Source organism: Haliea alexandrii, assembly GCF_003719295.1.
Taxonomy (GTDB): domain Bacteria; phylum Pseudomonadota; class Gammaproteobacteria; order Pseudomonadales; family Halieaceae; genus Haliea; species Haliea alexandrii.
Window position 1 is genome coordinate 215,885 of record NZ_RFLW01000001.1, and the last position, 13,833, is coordinate 229,717.

General features: G+C 62.8%; 12 protein-coding genes. 5 read left to right on the forward strand and 7 right to left on the reverse strand.

Translation table 11 applies throughout. From position 1 onward, the window contains the following. The first annotated feature begins 72 nt into the window (after window positions 1-72). Entirely contained in the window at window positions 73-1,320 is a 1,248-nt protein-coding gene (locus EGJ68_RS01000; protein ID WP_123032711.1) for a hypothetical protein, read from the forward strand. Between the two features lie 19 nt (window positions 1,321-1,339). Here EGJ68_RS01000 and EGJ68_RS01005 read toward each other — a convergent pair whose 3' ends face one another. From EGJ68_RS01005 to EGJ68_RS01025, 5 genes are all read right to left on the reverse strand, one after another. Further along, window positions 1,340-2,071: an SDR family NAD(P)-dependent oxidoreductase gene (locus tag EGJ68_RS01005; RefSeq protein WP_123032712.1), complete on the reverse strand. Its 732-nt coding sequence runs from the start codon at window positions 2,069-2,071 to the stop codon at window positions 1,340-1,342. A 127-nt stretch (window positions 2,072-2,198) separates the two neighbouring features. Beyond that, a complete protein-coding gene (locus tag EGJ68_RS01010; protein ID WP_123032713.1) occupies window positions 2,199-3,932 on the reverse strand; it encodes an N-acyl-D-amino-acid deacylase family protein in 1,734 nt (577 codons plus the stop codon). A 120-nt stretch (window positions 3,933-4,052) separates the two neighbouring features. Beyond that, window positions 4,053-4,715 (reverse strand): TetR/AcrR family transcriptional regulator, encoded by a 663-nt coding sequence (locus tag EGJ68_RS01015; protein WP_123032714.1) that lies wholly within the window; start codon window positions 4,713-4,715, stop codon window positions 4,053-4,055. 3 nt (window positions 4,716-4,718) lie between these two features. Next, on the reverse strand, window positions 4,719-6,971 hold the full coding sequence (gene parC / locus EGJ68_RS01020) for a DNA topoisomerase IV subunit A (RefSeq protein WP_123032715.1): 2,253 nt from the start codon (window positions 6,969-6,971) through the stop codon (window positions 4,719-4,721). 75 nt (window positions 6,972-7,046) lie between these two features. After that, entirely contained in the window at window positions 7,047-7,892 is an 846-nt protein-coding gene (locus tag EGJ68_RS01025; protein ID WP_233248630.1) for a cyclic nucleotide-binding domain-containing protein, read from the reverse strand. A 95-nt stretch (window positions 7,893-7,987) separates the two neighbouring features. Between EGJ68_RS01025 and EGJ68_RS01030 the strand changes: the two genes are divergently transcribed. Next, window positions 7,988-8,557, forward strand: coding sequence for an FKBP-type peptidyl-prolyl cis-trans isomerase (locus EGJ68_RS01030; RefSeq protein WP_123032717.1), 570 nt, complete (start codon window positions 7,988-7,990; stop codon window positions 8,555-8,557). Between the two features lie 2 nt (window positions 8,558-8,559). Then, the gene (locus EGJ68_RS01035; RefSeq protein ID WP_233248631.1) at window positions 8,560-9,012 is read left to right on the forward strand and encodes a GNAT family N-acetyltransferase; all 453 of its coding nucleotides are present in this window, start codon (window positions 8,560-8,562) and stop codon (window positions 9,010-9,012) included. Here the strand turns inward: EGJ68_RS01035 and dtd are convergent. After that, the gene (gene dtd / locus EGJ68_RS01040; RefSeq protein WP_123032718.1) at window positions 8,999-9,445 is read right to left on the reverse strand and encodes a D-aminoacyl-tRNA deacylase; all 447 of its coding nucleotides are present in this window, start codon (window positions 9,443-9,445) and stop codon (window positions 8,999-9,001) included. The genes EGJ68_RS01035 and dtd overlap by 14 nt on opposite strands. Window positions 9,446-9,460: 15 nt before the next feature. After that, window positions 9,461-11,272: a translational GTPase TypA gene (gene typA, locus EGJ68_RS01045; RefSeq protein ID WP_123033968.1), complete on the reverse strand. Its 1,812-nt coding sequence runs from the start codon at window positions 11,270-11,272 to the stop codon at window positions 9,461-9,463. 413 nt (window positions 11,273-11,685) lie between these two features. On the opposite strand from typA, the gene glnA reads away from it, so the two are divergent. Together glnA and EGJ68_RS01055 are read left to right on the forward strand one after the other, a co-directional pair. Further along, a complete protein-coding gene (glnA, locus tag EGJ68_RS01050; RefSeq protein ID WP_123032719.1) occupies window positions 11,686-13,092 on the forward strand; it encodes a glutamate--ammonia ligase in 1,407 nt (468 codons plus the stop codon). Window positions 13,093-13,225: 133 nt separating this feature from the next. Continuing rightward, window positions 13,226-13,765: a DUF4124 domain-containing protein gene (locus EGJ68_RS01055; protein WP_158283443.1), complete on the forward strand. Its 540-nt coding sequence runs from the start codon at window positions 13,226-13,228 to the stop codon at window positions 13,763-13,765. The last annotated feature ends 68 nt before the right edge of the window (window positions 13,766-13,833 follow it).

Consider the following 13,833-nt stretch of genomic DNA (forward strand, 5'->3'; position numbering starts at 1 on the left):
CGAAACCGCTGCGCGCAGGGACCGCGGGCTTGGTTTATACTCGCCACTTTATCGACAGGGAAGCCACAGCGCGTGAGCAACCGATTCCGCGACGCAAGCCTCAGCCATCAACTGGCACTGATCGCCGGACTGGGTTGCCTGCTCATCAGTCTGGCGCTGGTTGCTCTGGCGGCCACTTCCAGCCGTCACATGCAGAAGGTGCAGCAGGCGGAATTCGGCGATGCGCTCGCGCAGCAAATTGCCCGACGTATCGGCGTTGCCCTGGAAACCGGCGACCTGCTTAATGTGGCCGCGTCGCTGCACCGCTTTGTCGAGTCCTCCTCCGCCGGCAAAGTCGCCATTTTTGACGTGGAAGGGCGGGCACTCGGTGAGGCCGGGGAGCTCGACGGCGAATTCCTTGCGGACTATCGAGCCCCCGTGCTGATCGGCCCCGATGTGGCCGGAGAAGTGGTCATCACGCTGAGCACAGCAGTGGCTGAAACCGCCCGTATACGCTTCCTCCTGAGCCTGTTCGGGCTCTCCATTGTGCTCAGTCTCATCGTCTATGCGTTTACCCGCAAGGCGGCGCTGAGCTTGCTTGCCAGCCGCCTGCAACGGCAGGCACGGAGCATTGCACTGGAGGAAAACAGCAAAGCAGCGCTGCCCGCCAACGAACTGCTGCAGTTGCAGCACCACATCAGCGCGCTGCCCATGGAGCTGTTGCGGGCGCGCAACGGCACGGGGTCAAACCCTGCCAACTATCGCGACACCGCCGTGCTCTACCTGCACCTGATCAGCCTGGCGGACTATATCGACACGCTGGACGAGGCATCCCTGCACCGCTACACCGACCGTTTGCACCAGATTGTCTATGCCGCCGCGGGCTTCTACGGCGGCCACCTGCAAGTGGTGCGGCAATTCGGTTTGGCGGTGTTCTTCAGCGGCAGCAGCAACGGCGGCAGCGCGGCCTTCCGGGCAGCCTGCTGCGCCTGGCTGGTGCGCAACGTCAGCAAGGCCGTGGAGAAGAAAATGAGCCTGTCGCTGGGGATGGCCATGGCGGTCGCCCAGAGCGAACTGGGGCGAGGTGATGAAACCGACATCTACCCGGGGCTGTATATCCAGTCTACCCTCGACGAGCTGCAGACCCTGTGCAGCAGCAAGCCACCGCAGGTCATGCTCTCACCCGGCGTGTGCGAGGACATCGACGTCAGCAGCCGGCTGGAGCAGCGCCCCAGCGAACTCGGCGATTATGCCATTCTGGAAGAATTCCTGAACCCTTACGACGACCTGCTGGAGCGGCAACTGCGGCTGACGCTGAAGCGCCTGGGCGACCCGCTCTAACCCGACTCGCCTCTCGCCCTCACCAGAGGCTGCGCCCACCGTCGATGGTGTGATCCGCACCCGTGATGTAGCTGGCGTCGTCCGATGCCAGAAACAGCACCAGCGTGGAGATCTCGTCCAGGCTGGCCGGACGCTGCAGGGGTATGGCCTGCATCTGTTCCGGTGTACCACCGGAGAACATCCCCGTATCCGCCACGGCGCCCGGGAGTACGGCGTTGACCCGAATGCCGGCAGGCCCAAGGTCATGAGCGGCGGCCTGGGTGAGGCCCCGAATCGCGGCCTTGGAGGCACCGTAAATGGCGAGCGTGGGGATGCCGCGGATACCGGCCAGGGATGACAGGTTGACGATGGCCCCCCCCGTGCCCTGCGCTTTCATCACCGGTGCCACCCGGCTGATCCCCAACCAGCTGCCGAACACATTCACTTCAAGCAGCCTGCGTACCCGCTCCGGCTCAACCTCATCGACCGGACAAGAGAAGAACAGCGCCGCATTATTCACCAGCACATCAATACGTCCGAACCGAGCCGTTGCCGCTGCTACCACGGCATCCCAGTCTGCCTCGCTGGACACATCCTGGTGCACAAAGCAGGCCTGTGGCCCCAATTCCGCAGCCAGTGCCGCGCCGGCGTCATCCTGCACGTCGGTCAGCAGAACATTGGCGCCTTCTGCCACAAACCGGCGCACGTGATTGGCGCCCATGCCCTGGGCGGCGCCGGTGATGATGACGGTCTTGCCGCTGAATCGTTGCATGGCGTGTGCTCTCCGGAAACTGAACGCTCAGAATAGCCGCGCGAGGCCCCGCTGTGACCCCCCGTTCAGGTGATGGCGGGAGAAAAATGGCGGGTGAGAACTGCGCACACCCGCCACCCGCAAGCGCTTACGCCGCGACGCTGGGAGCCAGCATTTCGCCGGGGCGAGCCGGTGTACTTTGCTGCCCGTCGAAGGTCACCTCACCATTGACCATGGTCAGGCGCATCGGCGCCGCATCGCGGCTCCAGCGCCAGGTGAAGCCGCCCTTGCCGTCGGGTACATCGTAAACCCGCTTCATCTCGCGTTCCTGCACCTCATCAAGGCTGAAAACCGTGAGGTCAGCGCGCTTGCCCGCCTGCAGTACACCGCGATCATGGAAGCCGAAGTGGTTGGCGAGCTTGCCCGTCTGAATGTAGACCGCTTCTTCCACCGTCAAGTCACCCGAACGCACGAAGTCGGTGAAGAGTTTGACGTTTTCACCCCCGCCACAGAGCATCTGACCGTGCGCACCGGCATCGCTGATATTCCCGACCGAGTAGGGGTCGCGCATCAGGCTCAATACCATATCGCGGTCACACTCGAACGGCGGCATGGTCACGGTAGACTGCAGGCCATTGGCCAGCAACCATTCCGCCATCGCATCGGAGGGGTGCGGCGCACCAATCTGCTGCTGGTACTCACCGAGAGTGAGATGCGTGGGCCCCACGCCATTGTCCGAATTCATGAGCAGCAGGTGCGCAGCACGACCTTCGGGAAATGGCGAAAACTCGAATGCCTTGGTGTTCCAGGATTCACGGGCACGCGCACGCCAGTCGGGGTCACGCAGCACCGCTTCCTTGGCCGCGTCACCCTCGGCGGTCACCACTTCGTGCCATACATAGTCGTTGGACTGCGCGAAAATCAGCGAGCTTTGCACGCTCATGGTTGAGGTGACCGCGATGTGGGCGTAGCCCGTCCAGAAGTCGCGGCCTTCACGCTTGAACTGCTCATGCAGCTCCACCAGCGGTGCCTGGATACCCATCATGTCGCGCTGGAACACCAGTGTGGGCAAGCCCGCCCATTGCACACGCAGCGGCATGCCTTCGGACAGCTTGGCGATGCGACGCATGGTGTCTGGCGCAGTCATGTTGCGGAAAGTATCCACAATTACCTGCAAAGTGCTTCCGGGGTGTCGGCTGATTACCGCCATCAGAGACTGGAGTTCATGATCATCGGCCTGCAGGGAAGGCACGGGGCGATCCTGGCCGTCGTGATCGAACAGATTGGTGGACATGCCCAGCGCTCCGGCCGCCAGCGCTTCATCCAGCAAACCACACATCTGCTCCACTTCAGTCGGCGTTGCAGCCCGGTCCCAGGCTTCAAGGCCCATGACCGCCAGACGCAGGGCGATGTGGCCGCAGAATGCCGCATAGTTGGCCGGCAGCTTCACGTTGCGCACCATGGAATCGCGATACTCGGGCCAGCTGCGCCAGTCCCAGGGCAGTGACTTCAGAAACGGTTGCTCGGGAATATCCTCGAAGAAAGAGAAAATGCCCACCACCTCGCGTCGGGCCGCCTCGTCATCGGAGACCGGCGCCACGGAAAAACCGCAGTTACCCATGATTAGCGAGGTGACACCGTAACCGGGGAGGGGATCGAGCTCTTCGTCCCACCACATGGCCCCGTCAAAGTGCGTGTGGCTCTCGATAAAGCCGGGGGAAACAATGCAGCCGGTTGCGTCCACAACCGTCTCATCGGCGGCGGGCGTCAGGCCCGGCGCCACCTCTGCAATTACGCCCTCGTGCACGCGTACGTCCGCTGCGAACCCCGCAGCCCCCGTGCCATCTACCACAGTACCGTTACGAATCAGTGTCTTGCTCATTATTGTCACCACCTCTTTACTGTATTTATCGAATCAGGAGGGTCGCGGACGCTGAGCTGTCGATGCAAAGCCGACCGCGCTGACAAACAGTCTAGTTATTTTTAATAATACTTTCCATAATTATTTTCCGGCTTCTTCCTCCAACACGGCGATGATCGAGCGGAAGCCCAGCTCGAGCACCGCTTCACGCCGGATGCCGGGCAGTGCGGCACCCACGCCTGCGAGCCAACCCGCATCGGCCTGGTCCGCTGACAGCCCGGGCGGCGCCAGCCGGCGCGCTGGCTCAGCAAAGTCCTCGATGTAGATAAGCCCCATAGCCTGACTGGTTACCCACGCCAACAACAGGGCCGCGCGCTGCTCGTCGAGCTGCAATGACTCCAGCACGTGCAGCAGCGGTGTCACGATACGCTGATAGGCCGGAGTGGCCCGGCCTTCGATGGAAATCATGCGCAGTGCGACCGGGTAACGCTGGCAGTGACGGGCCAGCGCCCGCAGCCAGGCCAGCAACTCGTCCTGCCAAGGCGCGCCACTGCGCAGGGCAGGCATGCGAAACAGGCCGAATGTGTGGTCGGCTACCGACTGCAACAGCTCGCTGGTATTCGGGTAGTGGTTGTACAGCGACATGACCGGCACTTTGAGCTGCGCCGCGACGTCCGCCATGCTCACTTCATCGGGCGCAGCGTCCTCCAGCAGCAACAGCACCGCTTCGATGACTTTTTCGCGGCTGATCTTCGCGGGGCGACCGCGACGTCGAGGGGTTGGCACCGGACGCTGCACAGGCACGGGCTACTCCACCCGCATCCCGTCCACCTTCTGGAATCCCCGCGGCAGCTTGTTGCCGCGCCGGCCGCGCTCGCCGCGGTAATGTTCCAGCTCGGTGAACTTGAGGGTGAGGTGGCGCTTACCCGCCTGAATCACCAGTGACTGGGTTTCATTGATGACCTGCACGGTCACCAGGAATTCTTCCCGTGCCTGCACGCGCGCCGAAGGAATGCCCAGTATCTTGTTGCCTTTGCCACGCGCCAGCTGGGGCAGGTCCGCCAGTGGGAAGACCAGCAGACGCCCCTCATTGGACAACGCCGCCACCCAGGCCGCGTCATTCTGCGCCGGCACGGGCGAGGGTTGCAGCACACGGCCACCCTTGGGCAGCGAGAGCACACCCTTGCCCGCACGGTTCTTGGTTTGCAGATCAGAATACACGGCGACAAAGCCGTAGCCGGCATCGCTGGCCAGCAAGAAGCGTTGCTGCTCATCCGCCAGCAACAGGCCTTCAAAAGTGGCCCCGGAAGGCGGGTTGATACGGCCGGTCACGGGTTCACCCTGGCCGCGCGCCGAGGGCAGGTTGTGCGAAGCCAGCGTGTAGGCGCGGCCGGTGGAGTCGAGTATCACCGTGGGCTGGTTGCTGCGCCCGCGGGCGTCGAGCTTGAAGGCGTCTCCGGATTTGTAGCTCAGACTTGCCGACTCCACCTCGTGGCCCTTGGCGGCACGGATCCAGCCTTTTTCCGACAGCACCACCGTAATCGGGTCAGCGCTCATCAGTTCCAGTTCGCTGAACGCTCGTGCCTCGTCGCGGCTGGTCAACGGCGAACGGCGATCGTCGCCGTACTGCTCTGCCGCCGCCTGCAGCTCCTTGCGAATGAGGGTTTTCAGACGAGCCTCGCTGCCCAGAATGAGCTGCAGTGAGTCGCGCTCCGCGGCCAGTTCGTCCTGCTCGCCACGGATCTTCATCTCCTCCAGCTTCGCCAGGTTGCGCAGCTTCAACTCGAGGATCGATTCGGCCTGGGTGTCAGTGAGGCCAAAGCGAGCCATCAATGCCGGCTTGGGCTTGTCCTCGGTGCGGATGATATGAATCACCTCGTCGATATTCAGGTAGGCAATCAGGTAGCCTTCCAGAATATGCAGGCGCTTGAGCACGCGCTCCAGACGGTATTCCAGGCGCCGGCGGACGGTTGCCGTGCGGAAGGCCAGCCATTCGCGCAGAATGCGGTCCAGTGACTTCACTGCGGGGCGGCCATCCGTGCCGATCATGTTGAGGTTAACCCGGTAGGTTTTCTCCAGGTCGGTGGTGGCGAACAGGTGGCTCATCAGCGCTTCACCGTCCACCCGGTTGGAGCGCGGCACTATCACTAACCGCGTCGGGTTTTCGTGGTCCGACTCATCGCGCAGGTCGGCCACCATGGGCAGCTTGCGCGCCTGCATTTGCCCCGCAATCTGCTCCAGTACGCGGGAACCCGACACCTGGTAGGGCAGGGCACGCACAATGATGTCACCGCCTTCGCGCTCCCACACAGCGCGCATGCGCAGACCGCCGCGCCCTGAGGCATACAGGGCACGAATGTCTTCCCGGGGCGTGATGATCTCGGCTTCCGTGGGAAAGTCCGGCGCCTGCACAAACTCGCAGAGTTCCTCCAGCGTGGCCCGCGGGGATTCCAGCAGGTGCACGGCGGCGCTGACCACCTCGCGCAGGTTGTGCGGCGGGATATCGGTCGCCATACCCACCGCGATGCCGGTGGTGCCGTTGAGCAGCACGTTAGGCACCTGCGCCGGCAACACTGAGGGCTCATCCATTGTGCCGTCGAAGTTCGGCACCCAGTCCACCGTGCCCTGGCCCAGCTCCCCCAACAGCACCTCAGCGTAGGCAGTCAACCGCGATTCCGTGTAGCGCATGGCAGCGAAGGACTTGGGATCGTCCGGCGACCCCCAGTTCCCCTGGCCATCCACCAGCGGGTAGCGGTAGCTGAAGTCCTGCGCCATGAGCACCATCGCCTCGTAGGCGGCGCTGTCACCGTGCGGGTGAAACTTGCCGATCACGTCGCCCACGGTGCGCGCGGATTTCTTGAACTTTGCCGTGGCCTTCAGGCCCAGCTCGCTCATGGCATAGACAATGCGCCGCTGAACCGGCTTCAACCCGTCGCCGATGTGCGGCAGCGCGCGGTCGAGGATGACGTACATGGAATAGTCCAGATACGCTTTTTCCGTGTACTGATGCATCGAGACCTGCTCGATGCCATCGTTGTCAATTTCCACTATATCGGACATGCAAAAAAGCCTGTTTCCATAATCTCAGGAGTAACAGCTGCCGCCGCACAGGGGTGCGGCTCCGGCAGCCGGCGCTCAGCGTTCGTGCGGGACGTTGCGTGTGGCAACCAGTTGCTCGTTGAGATTGACAATCGAATTGGCCATATCCACCAGCAGGCTGTGAATGGTGGCCGGGTTGTTGGCAATGAGGTCGGTGAACTGCTCCTTGCGCACCTTCACTACGGAGCAGCGGGTGCGCGCGCGCACCGTGGCACTGCGGTCGGACTGGGTGAGCGCCGCCATGGCACCGAAGATTTCCCCTTCATTGATGCGGCCCACTACGACATCGTCCACGAGCACGTCGGCGCTGCCGGCAGAGAGGTTGAACACGTAGTCGGCGCGCTCACCCTGCTGGATGATCACGTCACCCGGCTGGAATTCCTCGAAACCCGGCGTCGCCAGCCCTGACTCGGGGGTATTGGCCGCCGTGATACGCAGCATGAGGCCCGCATAAGTGACCAACAGACGGGTCCACACCTTGGTGGCCGCCGTGTTACTGAACACTTTTTGCATGAGTTCCAGGCCTGGAAACGCGTAGAGGCTGGCACCGGCCTCACTGCCGTAAACCACAGCCATATTGGCGTTGCTGGTGCCGGCAATATCCGGCAGCAGGAGGTCGCCCTCGTCGAGCAGGTAGACCGTGCGGCCGAGGTAGCGGGCGGTGAGTGAACCGCTTGCGACGAGATAGAACCGGGTAGCATCAAAGCCGCGGAACGAGCCGTTGCGCACCGCCTCCACCTGTACCTGCACGGGCTGGATGTCGACACTCTCGATCAGCGCCGACACCAGTTCCTTGAACTGCTGGTTGAGGTGGGTAAAGTCGGGAGAAAGTTCAGCGTTTGCCAGCATCACCGTGCTCTTCGTCAGTCTTCGCAAGGCCATGGGCCCACCTTCGGCAGCCGCGCAGGCCTACCCTGTCTGCCGGCGCCGAACAGCCCCCGCATACTACCAACTATTCAGGCACCGGAGAATCGCCAATGCAGCGATTTGTCGCCGGGGACAATGCCACCCGGGCTGCCGGGCATGCTAACATCGCCGACTTTACTCTCGCGGATCGTACCACAGTGAAAATCAGCCAAGACACCGTTGTTACCTTTCATTACTCGTTGCACAACACTGCCGGCGACGAGCTGGAATCCTCCCGAGGCGGCGACCCCAGCGCCTACCTGCACGGCGCCAACAACATTCTGCCGGCACTGGAAGCCGCGCTGGAGGGGTTGGAGACCGGCGCGCAGACAGACATCGAGCTGACACCCGCAGACGCCTACGGCGAGCGCAGGGAGGGCCGCGAGCAGAAGGTGCCAGTAAAGCACCTGGTGTACCACGGCAAACTGCGACCGGGGATGACCGTGCAGCTCAACACCAGCGAGGGGCGCCACCCCGTGACCGTGCTCAAGGTGGGCCGCCACAGCGCCGAGATCGACACCAACCACCCACTTGCCGGGCAATCACTGCGCTTTGCTATCGAGATCGTCGAGGTCCGCGAAGCCAGTGCCGAGGAGCGGTCACACGGCCATGCGCACGGCGTCGGCGGACACCACCACTGAGCGTGAACGGGCACTGGCATAACAGCCGGTTCGAGGCGCTGACGGCGGCTGAGCTCTATGCAGTGCTGCAGCTGCGCCAAGACATCTTCGTGGTAGAGCAGGCCTGCGTGTACCGCGATCTCGACGGTCTCGATGCCGAGAGCTGGCATATGCGCTGCGTGAGCGGAGAGCAGGCGCTCGCCTATCAGCGCTGCCTGCCGCCGGGTCTGAGCTACCCCGAGAGTTCGCTGGGGCGAATTGTCGTGGCTACCAGTACCCGAGGCACGGGCCTGGGCCGCGAACTGGTGCAGAGAGGCATCGACTTCAACCTGGCACAATGGCCGGGTGCGGGCATTGCCATCGGCGCCCAGGCCTACCTGCGCAGCTTTTACGCCAGCGTGGGGTTTGTGGCGGCGGGCGAGCCATACCTGGAGGACGGCATCTTCCACATCCACATGCAGTTCAAGCCGGGCTAGATTCCAGCAGGAACGTCACCGGGCCATCATTGACCAGGCTCACCTGCATATTGGCACCAAATTCACCGGCAGCCACGCCGGCATGGCGCGCGCGCAGCTCGGCCAGCATCCACGCGTAGAACGGCTCGGCCTCGGCCGGCGCCATGGCGGTGGAGAAGCCCGGGCGCAGGCCCTTGCCGGTATCCGCAGCGAGTGTGAACTGGGAAACCAGCAGCACTTCTCCGCCCACGTCCGTCACGCTGCGGTTCATGCGCCCGTCCGCATCGGGGAAAATCCGGTAGTCGAGTATGCGCTGCAGCAGGCGCGCGCCCGCCTCACGCTGATCGCCCTGCTCCAGCCCGAGAAACACCAGTAAACCGCTGCCGATTACCCCGACAGAGCGCTCACCCACGGTCACTCTGGCCGTGGTCACGCGCTGCAGCAGGGCCTTCATGCCGCTGACCGCGCCTCAGCCACGCCCGGCACGACGCCGCTCGTGTTCCAGCAGGAGCTTCTTGCGCAGGCGAATGCTCTCCGGGGTGACTTCAACCAGCTCGTCGTCCTCGATGAATTCCAGCGCCTGCTCCAGACTGTGGCGCACGTGCGGGGTCAGCGTCAGCGCCTCATCCGTTCCGGATGCCCGCACGTTGGTCAACTGCTTGCCCTTGATCGGGTTCACGGTGAGGTCGTTGCCACGACTGTGCAGGCCAATGATCTGACCTTCATACACTTCCACGTTGGGGCCGATATACAGGCGTCCGCGGTCCTGCAGGTTGAACAGGGAGTAGGCCAGTGTCTTGCCTTTCACCATGGACACCAGCACGCCGTTGCTGCGCTTGGCGATCTCCTGATTCTTCACCGCACCGTAGTGGTCGAACACGTGGGTCAGAATGCCGCTGCCTGAGGTGAGGGTCAGGAACAGGCCGCGGAAACCGATCAGGCCACGCGCGGGGATAATGAATTCCAGACGCACCCGGCCCTTGCCGTCCGGCGTCATGTTTTCCAGCGAGGCACGGCGCAGGCCCAGCTCTTCCATGATGGCGCCCTGGTGCTGCTCCTCACAGTCGATCACCAGCTGCTCGTAGGGCTCCTGCATCACGCCATCGATTTCTTTCTGAATCACCTCGGGGCGCGAAACACCGAGCTCAAAGCCTTCGCGACGCATGCTTTCGATCAGCACCGAGAGGTGCAGCTCGCCGCGCCCGGATACCTTGAACTTGTCCGGTGAATCGCCCGGCTCAACCCGCAGCGCCACGTTGTGGATAAGTTCGCGCTCCAGGCGCTCCTTGATGTTGCGGGTCGTCACGAATTTGCCTTCGCGGCCGGCGAACGGCGAATCGTTCACCTGGAACGTCATGCTCACGGTGGGCTCATCCACGGTTAGCGGCGGCAGCGCCTCCACGGTAGCGGGGTCGCACAACGTGTCGGAAATATTCAAGCCCTCGATACCGGTCACACAGACAATGTCGCCGGCCGCGACGGACTGAACTTCCACTCGTTCGAGCCCCATGTAGCCCATGACCTGCAGCACGCGCCCGTTGCGGGTTTTGCCTTCGCGGTCGATGACCGTCACCTGGGTGTTCGGCTTCAGGGTGCCGCGGGTTACGCGGCCGACGCCGATAACACCGACATAGCTGTTGTAGTCCAGTGCACTGATCTGCAGCTGCAGCGGCCCCTCGCGATCAACCGCAGGAGTGGGCACCTTCTCGATAATGGTCTCGAACAGCGGCTGCATATCGTCCGCCATGTCCTCGTGGTCGAGGCCGGCTATCCCCTGAATGGCAGAGGCGAACACAATGGGGAAGTCGAGCTGCTCATCGGTGGCCCCGAGGCGATCAAACAGGTCGAAAACCTGGTCTACCACCCAGTCGGGACGCGCGCCCGGGCGGTCCACCTTGTTGATGACAACAATCGGGTTAAGGCCTTGCTCGAAGGCCTTGGAGGTCACAAAGCGAGTTTGCGGCATGGGGCCGTCTACCGCATCCACCAGCAACAGGACGGAATCCACCATGGAGAGTACGCGCTCGACTTCGCCGCCAAAATCGGCGTGTCCGGGCGTGTCCACGATGTTGATGCGGTAGTCGTTCCAGCGAATGGCCGTGTTCTTGGCCAGAATGGTGATGCCGCGCTCCCGCTCCTGGTCGTTGGAGTCCATGATGCGCTCGGCCCCCTCGGAGCGACGATCAAGTGTCCCCGACTGATTCAGCAGGCAGTCCACGAGCGTGGTTTTGCCGTGGTCAACGTGGGCGATAATGGCGATGTTGCGAAGCTTCTCAATCAAGGGGAATTCCTCAAACCGGTCACCCGGCAGCAAAAAAGGCGGCGGATTATACCTCAGCACCACGGCGAGCGCAGAATCCGTTTCCGGTGATAATGCGGTATTCAGCCGCAATACCCTGCGTGGCACCCGCAGCGGACACCTGCAGCCGGTTTGCGCCCAAGCCGTGACGCACCAAAATAATGCACTCGTGCATCAAAATAACGCACCGGTATAGCGCACGGCCGGACCGGCAATGATAAACTGCGGCAAAACAGGGGCTTAGGCCCCTCAGAATTCTGGCATGGGTTTTGCTCCTAGGAATCCTGCCAAGATTCGCTGGCCGCTGACGGGGCGCTCGCAAGCAACCGCCGCACCAGGAACACGCACTGCGCCGAACACTGTGGCACGACTTTACACCCCATGGAGGACATCCAATGTCAGAGCACACTCTGAACCTGATCAAGAATAGCGAAGCAAAATGGGTTGACCTGCGCTTCACGGACACCAAAGGCAAGGAACAGCACGTCACCCTGCCCGCAAGCGCCGTGGACGATGATTTCTTTGAAGATGGCCAGATGTTTGATGGCTCCTCCATCGCCGGCTGGAAAGGCATCAACGAATCCGACATGATCCTGATGCCGGACGACAGCACTGCCGTTCTCGACCCCTTCACCGACGACACCACCGTTATCCTGCGCTGCGACATCGTTGAGCCCAGCACCATGCAGGGCTACGAGCGCGACCCGCGCTCCGTTGCACACCGCGCCCAGGAATATCTGAAGACTACCGGCATCGGTGACACCGCGTTCTTCGGCCCCGAACCCGAGTTTTTCGTTTTCGATGACATCAAGTGGCACGCGGACATCTCCGGCGCCGGCTACGCTATCAGCTCATCCGAGGCAGCCTGGTCATCCAACCTGCATCAGGAAGACGGCAACACCGGCCACCGCCCGCGGGTCAAAGGCGGCTACTTCCCCGTACCTCCAGTGGACTCACTGCACGACATCCGCGCAGCCATGTGCACCGCGATGGAGCAAATGGGTCTGGGCGTTGAAGTACACCACCACGAAGTGGGTACCGCCGGCCAGTGTGAGATCGGCGTCAAGTTCAATACGCTGGTGAAAAAGGCGGACGAAGTCCAGATCCTCAAATACTGCGTGCACAACGTGGCACACGCCTACGGCAAAACGGCAACCTTTATGCCCAAGCCGCTGGTCGGTGATAACGGCTCCGGCATGCACGTCCACATGTCCATCTCCAAGGACGGCACCAACACCTTTGCTGGTGACGGCTACTCCGGCCTGTCGGAAACCGCGCTGTACTACATTGGCGGCGTAATCAAGCACGCCAAGGCGCTGAATGCCTTCACCAACCCGGCGACCAACTCCTACAAGCGCCTGGTGCCTGGCTTTGAAGCGCCGGTGATGCTGGCCTATTCGGCCCGCAACCGCTCAGCGTCGATTCGTATCCCCTACGTTGCCAGCCCCAAGGGCAAGCGCGTGGAAGTGCGTTTCCCCGACCCGGCAGCCAACCCCTACCTGGCGTTTGCGGCCCTGCTGATGGCCGGCCTGGACGGCATCCAGAACAAGATCCACCCCGGCGATGCCGCCGACAAGGATCTTTACGACCTGCCGCCCGAGGAAGGCAAGGCCATCCCCACCGTGTGCTCCAGCCTGAGCGAAGCGCTAAAGTCGCTTGATGAGGACCGCGGCTTCCTGACCGCCGGCGGCGTGTTTACCGACGATATGATCGATGGCTACATCGACCTGAAATCGGCAGACATTGAACGTCTGAACATGACCACGCACCCGGTCGAGTTCGACATGTACTACTCCGTGTAAAACGCGGATTGCTGTTGCAAGGCCCGCCATGTGCGGGCCTTTTTTTGCGCTACTGCTGGCGCATCTGGCGTAGGGCGCCCGGGAAATGTCTGCTAAGGTTGTCTCACGTTGCCGCTTGCGAGGCCCACCGCCGATGATTCGTTTCCTCCTGTTATTGTCACTGCTGCTCTCAGCCACCGTGCAGGCCAACCAGCCCATCTACAAATCCACCGATGCCCAGGGCAATGTGGTCTACACCGACAAGCCCCCCGCGGAAGGCACCAACCGGGAAGAGGTGAAATTGCAGCGCCTGAACACACAGCCGGCACCCGAGATGCGGAGCACACCGCGGGCGCCGGCACGCAGCAGCGCGGCAGCGGCGACCGTGGAACGGAACGTCACTATCACCTCGCCTGCGGACCAGACCGTCATTCCCATGGGGCAGCAGGGCGACTTCACCGTGGAAGCTACGACGACACCCCCCCTCGGCGCCGGCGAGGCGCTGCAACTGCAGATCGATGGCACGCCTGCAGGCGAGCCCCAGGCCAGCGGTCGCTGGGCCCTGACCAACGTGCTGCGCGGTGGGCACGCGCTGAGCGTGGTGCGCCTGGGTGCCGACGGCACCGAACTGGCGCGCTCCGCCTCGGTCCACGTGCAGGTGATGCGCCCCTACAACATCCAGAACCGCAACTAGCCCCACGCTGGACATCCTGGCCTCCGTCGCGCACTATAATGGTGCAATTCATTCGTGCGCGCTGAAGA

Coding starts and splice junctions, on each gene's coding strand:
- EGJ68_RS01005 (WP_123032712.1), bottom strand. CDS start 2,071: ATGCAACGATTCAGCGGCAAGACCGTCATCATCACCGGCGCCGCCCAG.
- EGJ68_RS01010 (WP_123032713.1), bottom strand. CDS start 3,932: ATGAGCAAGACACTGATTCGTAACGGTACTGTGGTAGATGGCACGGGG.
- parC (WP_123032715.1), bottom strand. CDS start 6,971: ATGTCCGATATAGTGGAAATTGACAACGATGGCATCGAGCAGGTCTCG.
- EGJ68_RS01025 (WP_233248630.1), bottom strand. CDS start 7,892: ATGGCCTTGCGAAGACTGACGAAGAGCACGGTGATGCTGGCAAACGCT.
- EGJ68_RS01030 (WP_123032717.1), top strand. CDS start 7,988: ATGCAGCGATTTGTCGCCGGGGACAATGCCACCCGGGCTGCCGGGCAT.
- dtd (WP_123032718.1), bottom strand. CDS start 9,445: ATGAAGGCCCTGCTGCAGCGCGTGACCACGGCCAGAGTGACCGTGGGT.
- glnA (WP_123032719.1), top strand. CDS start 11,686: ATGTCAGAGCACACTCTGAACCTGATCAAGAATAGCGAAGCAAAATGG.
- EGJ68_RS01055 (WP_158283443.1), top strand. CDS start 13,226: ATGATTCGTTTCCTCCTGTTATTGTCACTGCTGCTCTCAGCCACCGTG.